Genomic DNA, 14,667 nt, shown 5'->3' with positions numbered 1-14,667 from the left:
CGTCGGTATGACCACCACCAGGTGGGCGCCAGGGCACCGGATCATCCGGCGCGCGCCGGAGCGGCATCACGAACTCGGCAACCATGCCGCTTGGTACGTCGTCGCCGGCGTCGCCGCCACCGGCCTGCAGGCGGTGCTGTTCCTCGTCCTGCAGCCGATCCTCGGCCCCCAGTTCGCCAATCTGGTCGCGCTCGCGGTCACGACCGTCGGGAACACCGAGTTCCACCGCAGGGTCACCTTCGCTGCCCGGAAGAGCAACGCGGGCAAGCGGCACTTCCAGGACTTGGTGACCTTCGCCTTCTACGCCGCGTACGGCTCGATCGTGCTCGCGTCGCTCGACGCGGTGATCACCGAGCCGACCGCGCTGGAACAGACAGGCGCCCTGCTCGCTGCCAGCGTCGTGGGCGGCATCGCGCGCTTCGCGGTCCTTCGTTGGTGGGTCTTCGCGCGCCGGAACGCCTAGGCCGTGTCAGGCTTGCCGGACACCGCCTAGTGTCCTTCAAGTGGCAGAGATCAGCGGCCCGCACGACGGCGGCTCCGAACCCGATTACCGATTCACGCTCGCCAACGAACGGACCTTCCTCGCCTGGCTCCGGACAGCGCTGGGCCTGCTGGCCGGCGGCGTCGCCGTCCATCAACTGGTTCCCGATCCGAACGCGCTGAGCACCGTCCTGGCGGGACTGTGCGTCCTGCTGGCCGCCGTCGTCGCGGCGAGCGCGTATCCACGCTGGCGGCAGGTGCAGAGCGCGATGCGCGCCGGACGGCCGTTGCCGAAGAGCGGGATGCTGGTCCTGCTGACCGCCGGGATCCTCGCGATCACCCTGACGGCGGCGGCACTGGTGATCTTTTCGTGAGCCAACGCGATCACGGAGCGCAAGCGGAACGGACCGGGCTGGCCTGGCGCCGGACCGCGCTCGCGGCTACTGCCTGCACACTCCTGCTCTTGCACGCCGCCGCCCGGCGAGACTGGGGGACGGCGGTCGTCCCGGTCGCGTTCGCGGGCGCCATGGTGATCACCTTCGTCGTCGCCGGCGCGATCCGTGAACGAGCACTGCGCCGTCCGGGAACCCCGAAACCTCTTAACAGAGTCCTTGCTGTCACGGCATCGGCACTCGTCGTAGCGACGGCGGTCGCGCTGATCGCGGTGCGCTAACCGCCGCGCACATCCTGCGACGCCGAAGCCCGTTTTCCCGACGCGGAGTCTCGGTTGTATTAAGCCGACTCCGGCGAATGGGCTATCTCTAGTTGAAATCTTTACTGCCGTCCGATCGGCGCCTACGATTACGCTGCGTCGCAACGGCGGCAGATGGATCTGATCTTACGGAGCATCTGCCGCCCTCAATCGTTACGGAGTGTTGACCCCTCGACTGCGACGGTCGCAGGGTCGGCCGGGGAGGACGACCATGCAAGCAATCTCCAGCGCGTCCAGAACCGTCACCGCCGATGCGGTCCCCGGATACACGACTCCGGAGAACCTGCCTCGACCGGGCGGACGGCTGACGAAGGAGGATCTCGATCCTCTTGTCAAGGACGCGGGCGACGGGAATCCCGCCGCGATCCAGTCACTGCTGCGGATGATCGGGCCGGTCGTGGTCCGGTACTGCCGGGCCAGAATGGGTGGCCGCGACCTGTCCTACCTGTCGGCGGACGACGTCGCGCAGGAAGTGTGCATGGCCGTGCTGAAGGCACTGCCCGGCTACCAGGATCGCGGCGGTTCGTTCCTCTACCTCGTCCACGCCATCGCCGCCAACAAGGTCGCGGACGCCTACCGCGCGGTCTCCCGCGACCGGTCGGAACCGGTCCCGGAACTGCCGGAACGGCCCATCGGCGACAACGAACCCGAAACGCACGCCCTGCACCTGGACCTCGGTGCCCGGCTCAGCCGCCTGCTCTCCACCCTCCCGCGGGTGCAGCAGGAGATTCTCGCCCTCCGCATCGCCGTCGGCCTTTCCGCCGCCGAAACCGCCGAGGCGCTCGGGATTTCCGCCGGCAACGTGCGCGTGACGCAGCACCGCGCACTGGCCCGCCTGCGGACGATGGTCAAGCAGGACGAATTCTGAGCTTTTCTCCCCCTGCCGAAGGTCGTTGACCGGCGGCTCTCAGGCGCCAGGACCCCGCGCCACCCACCTTTTCTTTCTCCGAGCCCGGCGGTTCAACGCCGCGACTCGATGAGGCAGACCGCGCGCGACTCACCCTCCCGCCGCGGGAAGCCGGTAAGCGCGCTTCGCAGTGCCGTCGAAGAACTCGAGCCGCTCGGCGTCGCTCAACGAGCCTGTCAACGAGAACGCCGTGTCCACGACGACTTCGTACGCGGCCGCGAGCTCGCAGACCGGCCAGTCCGAGCCGAACATCAGCCGCGAAGCCCCGAAGGACTCCAGAACGTGCTCGGCCCAGCGCGCCAGCTGCCCGACCTTCCACCGCGCCCAGTCCGCCTCGGTCACCAGCCCCGAAAGCTTGCAGTACACGTTGTCCAGCTCCCCCAAAGCCGCGACACCGTCCGCCCACGGCTGCCATTCGCCCGTGGCGATCGGCGGCTTCGCGGCGTGGTCGAGCACGAAAACCTGGTCCGGCAACGCTTTCGCGGCGGCGAGCGCGGCGGGGAGTTGCGGTGGTTTCACCAGCAGGTCGTACGCCAGCCCGGCCTCGCCGCGGGCGGCGAGACCGCGCAGGACCTCGGGCCGCGTCAGCCACGACGGGTCCGGCTCGTCCTCCACCTGATGCCGGATCCCCACCAACGGCCCCGAAAACGAAGCCACGCGCTCGGCGACGTCGGGCGCGGTGAGGTCGGTCCAGCCGACGACGCCCACGATGAGCGGTTCGGCCCGAGCCGCCGCGAGGAACTCGCGCGTCTCCTCTTCCGACGAGACCGTCTGCACCAGCACGGTCCCCTTCACCCCGGTCGCCTTGGTCACCGCGCGGAGATCGTCCACTGTGTACGGACGGCGGATCGGATCCAATGCCGAACCGGTCATCCACGGGTAGTCCCGCCGTGACGGATCCCAAAGGTGATGGTGCGCGTCGATCACGCCCGTTCCTCCTGTCGCAGCACGGTGTCCTCACGCAACAGTCCCGCACGGATCAGGTCCGTCCACAACTCGCGCGGCACCGGACGCCGGAACCGTTCGGCGTTGAGCCGGACCTGGCCGGGATCGTGCGCGCCGACGACGACGGACACCACCGACGGATGCGCCGCGGGCAACGCCAGCGCGGCTTGCGGGAGTTCGACGCCGTGCCGCGCGCAGACGTCGGCGATCCGCTGGGCGCGCTCGACCAGTTCGGCCGGCGCCTCGGCGTAGTCGTACATCGTGCCCGGCGACGCGGTGGCGAGGATCCCGGCGTTGAACGCCCCGCCTGCCACCACGTCCACGCCGCGTTCCGCGCACAGCGGGAGGAGGTCGTCGAGCGCGGGCTGGTTGAGCAGGGTGTACCGGCCCGCCAGCAGGATCACGTCGAGATCGAACCGGCGGACGAACTCCGTGAGCATCGGCGCCTGGTTCATCCCGGCCCCGATGGCGTCGACGACACCCTGCTCCCGCAGTTCGAGCAGCGCGGGGAACGCGCCGCCGACGGTGTCCTCGAAGTGTTCGTCCGGGTCGTGCACGTAGACGACGTCGACGCGGTCGAGCCCCAGCCGCTCCAGACTGTCCTCAAGCGACCGGAGGATCCCGTCGCGGCTGAAGTCCCAGCGGCGTTTGTACGCTGCGGGAACGACGAAACCCTGCGAGTCGGTGCGCGAAGCGCCGGCGGGATCGGGTTCCAGCACGCGGCCGACCTTGGTCGACACCACGAAGTCAGGGCGGTCGTACGCCGAAAGTGCCGCGCCCAGCCGCCGTTCCGACAGCCCGAGACCGTAGTGCGGGGCGGTGTCGAAGTACCGGATGCCTTCGTCCCACGCCTGCCGGACGGTCGCTTCGGCCGTCTCGTCGGCGATGGCGTGGTACAGGTTGCCCAGCTGCGCGCAGCCGAGCCCCAGCGGGGACAGGGGGATCTTCACGGAAGCTCCCACACCAGGCCGAGGCCCGAATCGTTGCCCGAGTAGTCGTCCTCGACGTCGAGCAGTTCCGCCATCCGCGCCTGCCACGGGATGTTGGCCGGATGATCACGCAGGACCGCGCGCATCTTCGCGTAGTCCTCGACCTCCACGACGTGGAAAAGGTCGAGACCGTCCCGCCAGATCCGCCACGAACGCACGCCCGCACCGCGCAGGGCTTCGTCCAGTTCAGGCGGGATGACGGCGTGGACCGACTCGTATTCGGCCTCCTTGCCCGGCTTCAGCCGGGTGTGGAGTGCCACTCTTTGTAGTGCGACACCGTGGGTCACCGCGCCTCCTCAGTTCGAAACATGGCACTCTGTCAATTGACACTCAAACATCCGAGGTCTTCGGGGAGGGCGGTGGAACATGCCGGTCACCGATGTCGCGATCGACAAGATCAAGGACATGATCATCTCCGGTGAGCTTGCTCCGGGCGACAGGCTGCCGAAGGAGGCCGAACTGGCCCAGCGGCTCGGCCTGTCCCGCAGCTCGCTGCGCGAAGCGGTGAAGGCGTTGTGCCTGATCCGCGTGCTCGACGTCCGCCAGGGCGACGGAACGTACGTCACCAGCCTCGAACCGAATCTCCTCCTCGACGCGATGACGTTCGTGGTGGACTTCCACCGGGACGACACCGTGCTGGACTTCCTCGCCGTCCGCCGGATCCTCGAACCGGCGGCGACGGCGATGGCCGCGATGCATATGAACGACGAGGACATCGCGGAGCTAGGCCGCCTGCTCGACGAACTGGCCGACTCGCCGACGGTGGAGGCGCTGGTCGCGAACGACCTGCAGTTCCACCGCAAGATCGCCGACGGCTCCGGTAATCCGGTGCTGTGCTCGCTGCTGGACAGCCTGTCCGGCCCCACCGCGCGCGCCCGCATCTGGCGCGGCCTCACGCAGGAGGGCGCGGTCGCGAAGACCCGCGAGCAGCACACGGCGATCTACGAGGCCATCGCCGCCCGAGAACCCGAACTCGCGCGTTCGTGGGCGACCGTGCACGTGGCGGGGGTGGAGCAGTGGCTCCGCAACGCTCTCGGCACCGCCGACGACCCCACCACGGCCGCCGAAGCTTCCTGACACAGCACCCTCCCGAGGCTTCCGATAGCTCTTGCGGCGTGCAATGAAGGGGCCTTTCATCGCAAAATTTGCAATGAAAGGCCCCTTCATTGCATCGGTGTACTAGGTCTGCGCCTTCCCGCCGGCATAGCGGGAGATGATCAACGCGACCAGGATGATCACGCCGTAGATCGCCTTCAGCCATTCCGGCGGCACCTGCGCGACCTGCAGCAGGTTGGTGACCGTCTGCAGGAGCAGCACGCCGGTGAGCGCCCCGACCAGAGTGCCCTTCCCACCGTCGAGTGAGACACCGCCGATCACCGCAGCGGCGAACACCTGAAGGATCAATCCGTCGCCCTGATCGGCGCCGAGCGCGCCGACGTAGCCGGTGAACGCGAGCCCGCCCAGCGCGGCAAGCACACCGGCCACGACGAAGACACCCCACGAAATCCGGTCGACGCGGATACCTGCGGCCCGCGCGGCTTCCCGGTTGCCGCCGATGGCGTACAGCGAGCGGCCGATCCGGTGATACCGCAGCCCCAGCCCGAACACGGCGAACAGCGCCGCGGCCAGCCACACCGACATCGGCAGCCCGATGAACGTCGTCGTGGCGAGCGCGGTGAACACGTCCAGCTGGTCGAACAGCGTCTTCCCTTGGGTGGAGCCGATCTGCGTGCCACGCAGCACCGTCAGCATCGCCAGCGTGACGATGAAGGCGTTCAGCTTCAGCTTGACGATCAGGAACCCGTTCACGAAGCCGACCGCGGCACCGGCCACCAGCACGGCGAGGATGCCCGCGAAGCCGGGGATCTCCGTGCCGAAGCCCGAAGACGCCACCGGGATGACCAGCATCGCGCCCAGCGCGGGCGCCATGCCCATGGTGGATTCCAGCGACAGGTCGAACTTCCCGGTCAGCAGCACGAGCGATTCGCCCAGCACCACCATCGACAGCGCCGCCGAAGCGGACAGGATCCCGACGATGCTGCCGAAGGTCAGGAACGTGTCACTGATCAGTCCTCCGATGATCAGCACCACGATCAGCGCGGGCACGAGGGCGAGTTCACGCAGCCAGCGGAACTTCCGGCGGTTCGGCGGTGGTGGCCCCAGCGAGGCCGATTTCGGATCCGTCATCAGTTCGGTCATCCGCGCTCGACTCCTTCGATGTCGGCCACCAGGTCGCCGTCCGACCAGCCCGCCCGGTGTTCGGCGACCACGGCACCGGCGCGCAGCACCAGCACCCGGTCGCTCAGGCGGAGATCGTCCAGCTCGTCGCTGACGATCAGCACCGCCTTGCCCTCCGCCCGCACCCGGTCGACGACCGCGAGCAGCGCTTCCTTCGACTTCACGTCCACGCCCGCGGTCGGGTTGATCAGCACGACCAGGCGCGGATCCCCGGCCAGCGCACGAGCGAGGACGACTTTCTGCTGGTTGCCGCCGGACAGGTCGGACACCGGCTGATCGGCGTCAGCCGCGACGATGTCGTAATCCGTCAGCGCCTTCGACGCCTTCGAGTACCGGACGCCCGGTGACGCGAGGCCGCCCTTGCCGAGGCGATCCAAAATGGACAGTGTGGCGTTGTCCATGATCGAGTGTTCGAGCACCAGTCCTTCGTGGTGCCGGTCTCTCGGCACACAGCCGATGCCGGCGCGGATCGCGGCCGGGATGTCGCCCGGCTTCAACGGTTTCCCGTCCACCCTGATCGTGCCGGAGGCCGGGGAACGCAGCCCGTACACGGTTTCGGCGACCTGGTGCTTGCCGCTGGCGTTGCTGCCCGCGAGGCCGATCACCTCACCGCGGTGGATCCGGAAGGTCACGTCGCCGAACCCGTCACCGGAAAGCCCGTCGACGGTCAGCACCTCGTCGGCGTCCGGCGCCAGCGCCTCCCGCGTCGAAGCGTCGCGGACGGAAAGCCCACCCTGCTCGCCGGTCATCGCGTCGATCAGCTCGGCGCGGCCGACCTCCGAAACCGGCGCTGTCAGGATGTGCTTCGCGTCGCGCAGCACGGTGACCGCCTGGCACACCTCGTACACCTCGTGGAGGTGGTGCGAGATGAACAGGAACGTCACCCCGCTGTCCTGCATCTGGCGCATCCGCGCGAAGAGCCGCTCGATCGCCTGGCTGTCCAGCTGCGCCGTCGGCTCGTCGAGCACGATGAACCGGGCACCGTAGGACAACGCCCGCGCGATCTCGACGAACTGCCGGTCCTCGACCGAAAGCTCGCCGGCCGGGGTGTCGACGTCGACGTGGACGTCCCACGAGTCGAGCAGTTCCCTGGCCTGGCGACGCAAGCGCTGCCAGCCGATCGCGAACCCCTTACCGGACTGGCGGTTGAGGAACAGGTTCTCCGCGACGGTCAACTGCGGGACGACCATCGCGTGCTGGTAGACACAGGCGACCGCGCGTTTCCAGTCGTCCTGTTTGGACAACGGCGGCGCGGGCACGCCACCGAACTCGACGTGACCGGTGTCCGTTTTGGACAGTCCGGTGAGGATGGAGACGAGCGTCGACTTCCCCGCACCGTTGCGGCCGACGAGCGCGTGCGACTCGCCGGGATACACGGTGAGGCTGACGTCGGACAGCGCCACGGTCGGGCCGTAGCGTTTGCCGACGCCCTGTGCGCTGACCACCGGCACGGCGGCGGACCCGGCGGGCAGCGCGCTCACAGGTTGTTCCCCCAGAGGGCCTTGTCGTCCACGTTGTCCTTGGTGACGACGGGCGCGGGGAGCTGGTCTTCCAGTATCCCCGGCCGGACCTCGACGACGGTGCTGCCGTGATCGGTCGGCCCGGCCTTGAAGGTCTCCCCCGCCATCGCCTTCTTGATCCAGTACATGCCGTACTTGGCGTAGTCGTCGGCGGGCTGGGAGACGGTCGCGTCGAGTTCGCCCGCGCGGATCGCGGCGAGCTCCTGCGGGATGCCGTCGTTGCTGACCAGCACGACATGCTTCGGGTCGCCGACCGGGAAGTAGAGGTTCTTGCGCTTGAGCGCCTGCTGCGTCGGCGCCAGATAGACGCCGCCCGCCTGCATGTACACGGCCTTGATGTCCGGATTCGCGGTCAGCAGACTGTCCAAACCGGACGAAGCCTTGTCCGCCTTCCACTCCGCGGCGACCTCCAGTACCTGGACCTGCGGGTACTTGGTCTTCATGCACTGCCGGAACGCCTCGGAACGGTCGCGGCCGTTGACCGAAGCCAGGTCGCCCATGACCTGCACGACCTTGCCCGACGTGACCTTCGCGCCGATCGCCTCACAGGCCTTGGTGCCGTACGCCTTGTTGTCCGCGCGCACCACCATCGCGACCTTGCCGCTCTCCGGCGCGACGTCGACCGCCACCACCGGGACACCTTTGTTCTCCGCCGCCTTGAGCCCCGCGACGACGGCGGCGGAGTCGAGCGGCGTCACGACGAGACCCTTGATGCCCTGGTTGAGCAGGGTGTTGATGTCGGTGATCTGCTTCGCCGGATCGCTGTCCGCGTTGACCGTCGGCAGCGCGTCGACGCCCTGCTCCTTGGCCTTCTGCGGTACGTAGTTGTTGTAGGCCTGCCAGAACGGCGAGGTCAGCAACGGGATCGTCGCGCCGACCTTGCCGCCCTGCGCCCCGCCGGACCCCGGCTTCGGCGCGTTGTCCTTCGTGGATCCACAGGCCGACAGGGCCAGCCCGAGCGCGGTGGCCGCGGCGGCCACCTTGATCACCCTCGTACGCACCGCATCCTCCTTGATGACAGCGAAAACCTACTGCTGGACCGGACCGCGCGGGCGCAGCCCGTACATCCCTCCGTCGACGGCGAGCGCCGTTCCGGTGGTCGAAGCCGACAGCGGACTGGCGAGGTACACGACCGCGTTCGCGACCTCGTCCGCGGTCACCAGCCTGCCCATCGGCTGACGGGCGGCCAGCGCGGCCCGTTCGGCCTCCGGGTCGCCCGCGGCGTCGAGCAGCCTGCCGACCCACGGCGTGTCGGCGGTGCCGGGGCAGACGCAGTTGACCCGGATCCGGTCGGCGAGGTGGTCGGTCGCCATCGCCAGGGTCAGCGAGAGCACCGCGCCCTTGCTGGCCGAGTACAGCGCGCGGCTGGGCAGGCCCGCCCACGCGGCGATCGAACAGGTGTTGACGATCGCGGCCGACGGCGAGTTCTTCAGCTGCGGCAACGCCGCCCGCGCCAGCCGCACCATGCCCACGACGTTGATGTCGAGCACGCGGTGCCATTCGTCGTCGCTGTTGGCGGTGACGTCACCTTGAGCGCCGATCCCCGCGTTGTTGACCAGGATGTCGAGCCTGCCGAAGCGCTCAGCGACCGCGTCGATCGCGGACCGGACCTCGTCGTCGGACCCGACGTCGCAGCGGAATCCGGTCAGGCCTTCGGGAAGGTCGCCGGGATTCAGGTCGAGCACCGCGACCTTCGCCCCGCGTGAGGCGAGCAGATCCGCGGTGGCCCTGCCGATTCCCGACGCGCCTCCGGTGACGGCCGCGACGAGGCCTTCGAACTCACTCACTTGCTTGTCTCCGTCCATTCAGGACCGTCGGGGAAGGTGAACCGGCGCAGCGTCGCGTCGTGCATCCGTGCCGAGAAGCCCGGCGCGGACGGGGCGACGTAACGGCCGTCGATCACGGCTGCCGGGTCGGTGAAATGCTCGTGGAGGTGGTCGACCCATTCGATGGACCGGTCCACGTCGGAAGCGGACACGGCCACGTAGTCGAACATCGACAGGTGCCGGACGAGTTCGCACAGCCCGACACCGCCGGCGTGCGGGCACACCGGGACACCGAATTTGGCCGCCAGCAACAGGATCGCCAGGTTCTCGTTGAACCCGCCGACCCTGGCGGCGTCCAGCTGCAGCACCGAGATCGCGCCCGCCTGCAGCAGCTGCTTGAACATCACGCGGTTCTGGACGTGCTCACCGGTGGCCACCCGGATCGGAGCGAGCGCCTTGGCGATCGCGGCGTGCCCGAGCACGTCGTCCGGCGAAGTGGGCTCCTCGATCCAGTACGGGTCGTACTGCGCCAGTGCGGTCATCCAGGTGATCGCGGTCGAAACGTCCCAGCGCTGGTTCGCGTCGACGGCGACCCGGATGTCCGGGCCGACGGTCTCGCGGGCGAGTTTCATCCGGCGGACGTCGTCTTCGAGAGTGCCGCCGACCTTCAGTTTGATCATCTCGAAGCCGTCCGCGACCGCCTGTTCGGCGAGCCGGACGAGTTTCGAGTCCGAGTAACCGAGCCAGCCGGGGGAAGTGCTGTACGCGCGGTACCCGTCACGCTCGATCCGGGCGATCCGCTCCGCGCGGCCCGGTTCGGCGGCGCGAAGGATGTCGAGCGCTTCCTGCTCGGTCAGCGCGTCGGACAGGTAGCGGAAGTCGACGAGGGAGACGAGATCCTCGGGCGACATCTCGGCGGCGAACCGCCAGACCGGAAGTCCGGCGATCCGCGCGGCGAGGTCCCAGGCGGCGTTGACCACCGCGCCGATCGCCATATGCGCGACACCCTTTTCCGGGCCGAGCCACCGCAGTTGCGAGTCGCCGACCAGTGCCCTCGACAGGTCGCCGAGCGCGGCGGCGCCGGTGGGCACGTCCCTGCCGACGACGTGCGATTCCAGCGCGCGGATCGCCGCGGCCTGGACGTCGTTGCCGCGTCCGATGGTGAAGGCGAGTCCGTAGCCGTCCGGGCCGCCGTCGGTGTGCAGCACGACGTACGCGGCCGAGTAGTCCGGGTCCGGGTTCATGGCGTCCGAACCGTCCAGCTCCCGAGAGGTCGGGAAGCGGACGTCGAGCACCTCCATGCCCACGATCTTCGCCATCACGCCTGCCTGACGGTCTGGCGCTGGCGGCCGAGGCCGTCGATCTCGAGCTCGATGACGTCCCCTTCGCGCAGGTACGGCTTGGGATCCGGCTGACCGAGGGCGACGCCCTGCGGAGTGCCGGTGTTGATGAGGTCGCCGGGGCGCAGCACCATGAACCGGCTCAGGTAGTGCACGATCTCGGCGACCGTGAAGATCATGTCCTTCGTCGACGAGTCCTGCTTCTTCTCGCCGTTGACCCACAACCGGAGACCGAGGGCCTGCGGGTCGGTCACCTCGTCGGCGGTGACCAGCCACGGGCCGAGCGGGTTGAAGTTCTCGCACGACTTGCCCTTGTCCCACTGGCCGCCGCGTTCGAGCTGGAACTCACGCTCGGAAACGTCGTTCGAGACGGTGTAACCGGCGACGCATTCGAGGGCTTCTTCGACGCTTTCGAGGTAGCGCGCGGTCTTGCCGATGACGACGCCGAGCTCGACCTCCCAGTCGGTCTTGGTCGAACCGCGCGGCACGAGCACGTCGTCCTCCGGGCCGACGACGACGTCGGAAGCCTTCATGAAGACGACCGGCTCGGCCGGGACGGCGGCGCCGGACTCCTCGGCGTGCTGCCGGTAGTTGAGGCCGATGCAGACGACCTTGCCCGGCCGCGCGATCGGCGCGCCCACCCTGGCCCGCGTGGCTTCGGGGCCGGCTTCGGGCAGCTCACCGGCGGCCAGCGCGGCCGCGACCCTGGCGACGCCGTCACTCGCGAAGAAGCCGCCATCGATGTCGGCGGTCAGCCCCGAGAGGTCGCGCAGCGTGCCGTCTCCAGCACGTACGAACGGACGCTCACTTCCCGGCTCCCCGAGACGCAACAGCTGCACGGATTTTCCCTTCCGGCCGAACCGCCAACAATCAACGGCTCCAACAGCAACGAACAGACATCCGATGTATACCCGACGACCTTCGACCAGATCTAGAGGTCGTCTCGATTTGTCTCGAAAATTGATCGGATCAGTCGTGACAACCCGGAGTGCCATGGGTCACAGCGGGAATAGTTACCTACTCTAAGCAAGTTGTTGTCGGCGGAACCATCCCTGGGGAGAGGAAGAGCATGACCATCGCGCCCGAGCGAGTGGAAGAGTCCGTCGCGCGACCGAACATGACCGGCCGCGCCCGGTTCGTCCTGATCCTCGGCGGCCTGTCCGCCTTCGGGCCCCTGTCCATCGACATGTACCTGCCCGCGCTGCCGCAGATGGCGGGAGAACTGCGCGCGGCGGACGCGACCGTCCAGCTGACGCTGAGCGCGTTCATCATCGGGCTCGCCCTCGGCCAGCTGGTCCTCGGACCGCTGTCCGACGCCATCGGCCGCCGCAAACCGCTCGTGGCCGGGCTCGCCCTCTACATGGTCGGCTCGATCCTGTGCGCCGTCGCCCCGACCGCCGAACTGCTCATCGCCGCCCGCGGTGTCCAGGCCTTCGGCGCGGCGGCGGGCATCGTGATCGCCAGGGCGACCGTCCGCGACCTCTACTCCGGCACCGCGATGACGAAGTTCTTCTCGCTGCTCATGCTGGTCAACGGGCTCGCCCCGATCCTGGCGCCGATCATCGGCGGCCAGATCCTGAACTGGACCTCGTGGCGCGGCGTGTTCGTCTGCCTGACCGTGTTCGGCGCGATCCTGCTCGCCGTCGTCTTCTTCCTGCTGCCGGAACCCCTGCCGGAGGAACGCCGCACGCCCGCGCGCTTCGGCTCGGTGATGCGGAAGTACGCGAGCCTGCTCCGCGACCGCAGCTTCCTTGGCTACGCGCTGGCCTCCGGGCTGATGTTCGGCAGCCTGTTCGCCTACATCTCCGGTTCTTCCTTCGCCCTGCAAGGCGTCTACGGCCTGAGCCCGCAGGCGTACAGCCTGGTGTTCGGGCTCAACGGCATCGGCATCGTGGCCGTCGGCCAGCTGAACGGGCGCATCGTCGGCCGCTTCCCGGAACGGACCCTGCTGACCGTCGGCCTCGTCATCGCGGCGGTCGCCGGCTTCGGCGTACTGGCCGCGGCGACGCTGGACCTCGGCCTGATCGGGCTGCTGATCCCGCTGTTCATCCTGGTGTCGAGCATCGGCATGGTGGCACCGAACGCGAGTTCGCTCGCGCTGGCCGAGCAGGCGCGGTCCGCCGGTTCGGCGTCGGCGCTGCTGGGCGTGCTGCAGTTCGTCGTCGGCGGGCTGGCGACGCCGCTGGTCGGGCTGGGCGGCGCGAGCACCGCCGTCCCGATGGGGATCACGATGGCGGCCTTCGGCGTTCTCGCGCTGCTGGCCTTCGGGACCATGACGGGGCCTTCGCGGGCTTTGGTCGCTCAGGAGGCCTAAGCCTCCGCAGAGCGCAATGAAGGGGCCTTTCATAGCAAAATTTGCTATGAAAGGCCCCTTCATTGCACGGGTCAAACCAGCGACTTGAGGTCGCCGGTCCTCAACTGTTCCGCCGTCACCGCAGCGCGTCCCTCGACGAGAGCCTTCAACGCGTCCCCGTCGTCCCACTGGTTGACGTTCATCGCGGCGGTCACCTGTCCGTCCCGCAGCCAGAACGCCGTGAAGTCCCGCGCCGCGAGGTCGCCCCGCACCACGAGCTCGTCGCTTTCTGGGTCGGCGAGGCCCCGGTATTCGCAGCCCAGGTCGTACTGATCCGAAAAGAAGTAGGGACTCCGCAGGTACGGCTCGTTCTCTCCCAGCAGGTTCCCGGCGACGTGTTCGCCCTGCCACTTCGCGTTCGACCAGTGCTCGACGCGGACGCGTTTTCCGTAGCGGGGATGGAAATGCGCGGCGATGTCGCCGATCGCGTAGACGTCGGGCGCCGCCGTCCGCAGGCCGGCGTCGGCGCAGACTCCGCCGTCGTCGGACAGTTCCAGCCCGGCGGCGTGCGCGAGGTCGACCCGCGGCGCGGCGCCGACGGCCACCAGCACGACGTCCACGGGAAGCTCGTCACCGCTCTGCAAACGAACGCCGGTCACCCCGTCCGGGCCGCCGGTGAACCCGGCGACACCTTCACCCAGCCGCCAGTTCACGCCGTGCTCCGTGTGCAGATCCTTGAAGACCCCGGACACCTGATCGCCCAGCACCGCGAGCAGCGGCGAGCCGACCTGGTCGACCACGGTCACCTCGGCGCCGTGTTCCCTGGCGGCCGCCGCGGCCTCGGTCCCGATCCAGCCCGCGCCGACGATCACCACCCGTCCGGCGTCCTTGAACGCCGAACGCAGCGCCAGCGCGTCGTCGAGGGTGCGCAGGGTCCGCAGTCCCGGCAGGTCCCCGCCGGGCACCGGCAGCGATCGCGGCCGGGAGCCGGTCGCGAGCACGAGACGGTCGAAGCGGTGTTCGCCGCCCGCGTCGTCGAGCACGTGCCGCGCGCCGAGTTCGATCTTGGTCGCGGTCGCGCCGCTCTTGAACGCGATGTCCTTCTCTTCGTAGAAACCCGCGTCGTGCACCCAGTCGGGTTCATCGGTGTTGCCCATCAGGAGCCCTTTGGACAAGGGCGGTAGTTCGTACGGGCGATGCGTGTCGGTACCGAGCAGCAGGATCTCGCCCGGGTAGCCGCGTTCTCGCAAAGTCCCGGCGGCCGTCGCGCCCGCGAGACCGGCCCCGACGATGACGATTTTCCTGGGTTCGGACATCCATGACCTCCCAAGCAGTCCCCTCCCCCGGACGCTACTCCCGTTCGTCCTCGTCCGGCCTAGCGAAACCGGGAGTCGATCACGATACGAAGGATCGGTTAACCCATCAGTAGGAATGTCGGGCAACCCGCGTCACGGCCTCGAAACCGCCCCGTCCCAGC

16 protein-coding genes are annotated in these 14,667 nt (G+C 68.7%); 6 read left to right on the top strand and 10 right to left on the bottom strand.

What is annotated here, in order from left to right:
• Positions 1-7: 7 nt before the first annotated feature.
• From DL990_RS15990 to shbA, 4 genes are all read left to right on the top strand, one after another.
• Positions 8-463: a GtrA family protein gene (locus DL990_RS15990; protein ID WP_125786606.1), complete on the top strand. Its 456-nt coding sequence runs from the start codon at positions 8-10 to the stop codon at positions 461-463.
• Between the two features lie 40 nt (positions 464-503).
• Positions 504-854, top strand: a complete 351-nt coding sequence (locus DL990_RS15985; protein WP_125799134.1) for a YidH family protein — start codon at positions 504-506, stop codon at positions 852-854.
• Positions 851-1,153, top strand: coding sequence for a DUF202 domain-containing protein (locus DL990_RS15980; RefSeq protein WP_125786608.1), 303 nt, complete (start codon positions 851-853; stop codon positions 1,151-1,153). The genes DL990_RS15985 and DL990_RS15980 overlap by 4 nt, the downstream gene beginning before the upstream one ends.
• Positions 1,154-1,403: 250 nt before the next feature.
• On the top strand, positions 1,404-2,060 hold the full coding sequence (gene shbA / locus DL990_RS15975; RefSeq protein ID WP_233598954.1) for an RNA polymerase sigma factor ShbA: 657 nt from the start codon (positions 1,404-1,406) through the stop codon (positions 2,058-2,060).
• A gap of 129 nt (positions 2,061-2,189) precedes the next feature.
• Here the strand turns inward: shbA and DL990_RS15970 are convergent, their stop codons facing one another.
• Genes DL990_RS15970 through DL990_RS15960 form a run of 3 tightly spaced genes read right to left on the bottom strand, consistent with a single transcriptional unit; the run spans position 2,190 to position 4,293 of the window.
• A complete protein-coding gene (locus DL990_RS15970) occupies positions 2,190-3,026 on the bottom strand; it encodes an amidohydrolase (RefSeq protein ID WP_125799133.1) in 837 nt (278 codons plus the stop codon).
• Positions 3,023-3,994 carry an aldo/keto reductase gene (locus DL990_RS15965; protein ID WP_125786610.1) on the bottom strand — a complete coding sequence of 324 codons (972 nt, stop codon included), beginning with the start codon at positions 3,992-3,994 and terminating at the stop codon, positions 3,023-3,025. Before DL990_RS15965 ends, DL990_RS15970 begins: the two co-directional genes overlap by 4 nt.
• Complete coding sequence (locus DL990_RS15960) at positions 3,991-4,293, bottom strand: L-rhamnose mutarotase (protein ID WP_125786611.1); 303 nt, start codon at positions 4,291-4,293, stop codon at positions 3,991-3,993. Before DL990_RS15960 ends, DL990_RS15965 begins: the two co-directional genes overlap by 4 nt.
• A 106-nt stretch (positions 4,294-4,399) precedes the next feature.
• Between DL990_RS15960 and DL990_RS15955 the strand changes: the two genes are divergently transcribed.
• Positions 4,400-5,110 (top strand): FadR/GntR family transcriptional regulator, encoded by a 711-nt coding sequence (locus tag DL990_RS15955; protein ID WP_125792631.1) that lies wholly within the window; start codon positions 4,400-4,402, stop codon positions 5,108-5,110.
• 102 nt (positions 5,111-5,212) lie between these two features.
• On the opposite strand, the gene DL990_RS15950 is transcribed toward DL990_RS15955, so the two are convergent.
• From DL990_RS15950 to DL990_RS15925, 6 genes are read right to left on the bottom strand one after another with little or no spacing between them, the layout of a single operon-like run.
• The gene (locus DL990_RS15950) at positions 5,213-6,232 is read right to left on the bottom strand and encodes an ABC transporter permease (RefSeq protein WP_125786613.1); all 1,020 of its coding nucleotides are present in this window, start codon (positions 6,230-6,232) and stop codon (positions 5,213-5,215) included.
• A complete protein-coding gene (locus DL990_RS15945) occupies positions 6,229-7,752 on the bottom strand; it encodes a sugar ABC transporter ATP-binding protein (protein WP_125786614.1) in 1,524 nt (507 codons plus the stop codon). Before DL990_RS15945 ends, DL990_RS15950 begins: the two co-directional genes overlap by 4 nt.
• Positions 7,749-8,792, bottom strand: coding sequence for a sugar ABC transporter substrate-binding protein (locus DL990_RS15940; protein ID WP_233620484.1), 1,044 nt, complete (start codon positions 8,790-8,792; stop codon positions 7,749-7,751). The genes DL990_RS15945 and DL990_RS15940 overlap by 4 nt, the downstream gene beginning before the upstream one ends.
• 27 nt (positions 8,793-8,819) lie before the next feature.
• Positions 8,820-9,578, bottom strand: coding sequence for an SDR family NAD(P)-dependent oxidoreductase (locus DL990_RS15935; protein ID WP_125799132.1), 759 nt, complete (start codon positions 9,576-9,578; stop codon positions 8,820-8,822).
• On the bottom strand, positions 9,575-10,876 hold the full coding sequence (locus DL990_RS15930; protein ID WP_125799131.1) for an enolase C-terminal domain-like protein: 1,302 nt from the start codon (positions 10,874-10,876) through the stop codon (positions 9,575-9,577). The genes DL990_RS15935 and DL990_RS15930 overlap by 4 nt, the downstream gene beginning before the upstream one ends.
• Positions 10,876-11,736 (bottom strand): fumarylacetoacetate hydrolase family protein, encoded by an 861-nt coding sequence (locus tag DL990_RS15925; RefSeq protein ID WP_125799130.1) that lies wholly within the window; start codon positions 11,734-11,736, stop codon positions 10,876-10,878. Before DL990_RS15925 ends, DL990_RS15930 begins: the two co-directional genes overlap by 1 nt.
• 230 nt (positions 11,737-11,966) lie before the next feature.
• Here DL990_RS15925 and DL990_RS15920 point away from each other — a divergent pair, with 230 nt between their 5' ends.
• Positions 11,967-13,211, top strand: a complete 1,245-nt coding sequence (locus DL990_RS15920) for a Bcr/CflA family multidrug efflux MFS transporter (protein ID WP_125799129.1) — start codon at positions 11,967-11,969, stop codon at positions 13,209-13,211.
• A 71-nt stretch (positions 13,212-13,282) separates the two neighbouring features.
• Here the strand turns inward: DL990_RS15920 and DL990_RS15915 are convergent, their stop codons facing one another.
• Positions 13,283-14,506 carry an NAD(P)/FAD-dependent oxidoreductase gene (locus DL990_RS15915; RefSeq protein ID WP_125799128.1) on the bottom strand — a complete coding sequence of 408 codons (1,224 nt, stop codon included), beginning with the start codon at positions 14,504-14,506 and terminating at the stop codon, positions 13,283-13,285.
• Positions 14,507-14,667: the final 161 nt, after the last annotated feature.

The sequence above is a fragment of the Amycolatopsis sp. WAC 01416 genome, from assembly GCF_003947485.1.
Lineage (GTDB): Bacteria > Actinomycetota > Actinomycetes > Mycobacteriales > Pseudonocardiaceae > Amycolatopsis.
The sequence above is the reverse complement of the archived record's forward strand: the minus strand, read 5'-3'. Positions and strand labels throughout refer to the sequence as shown.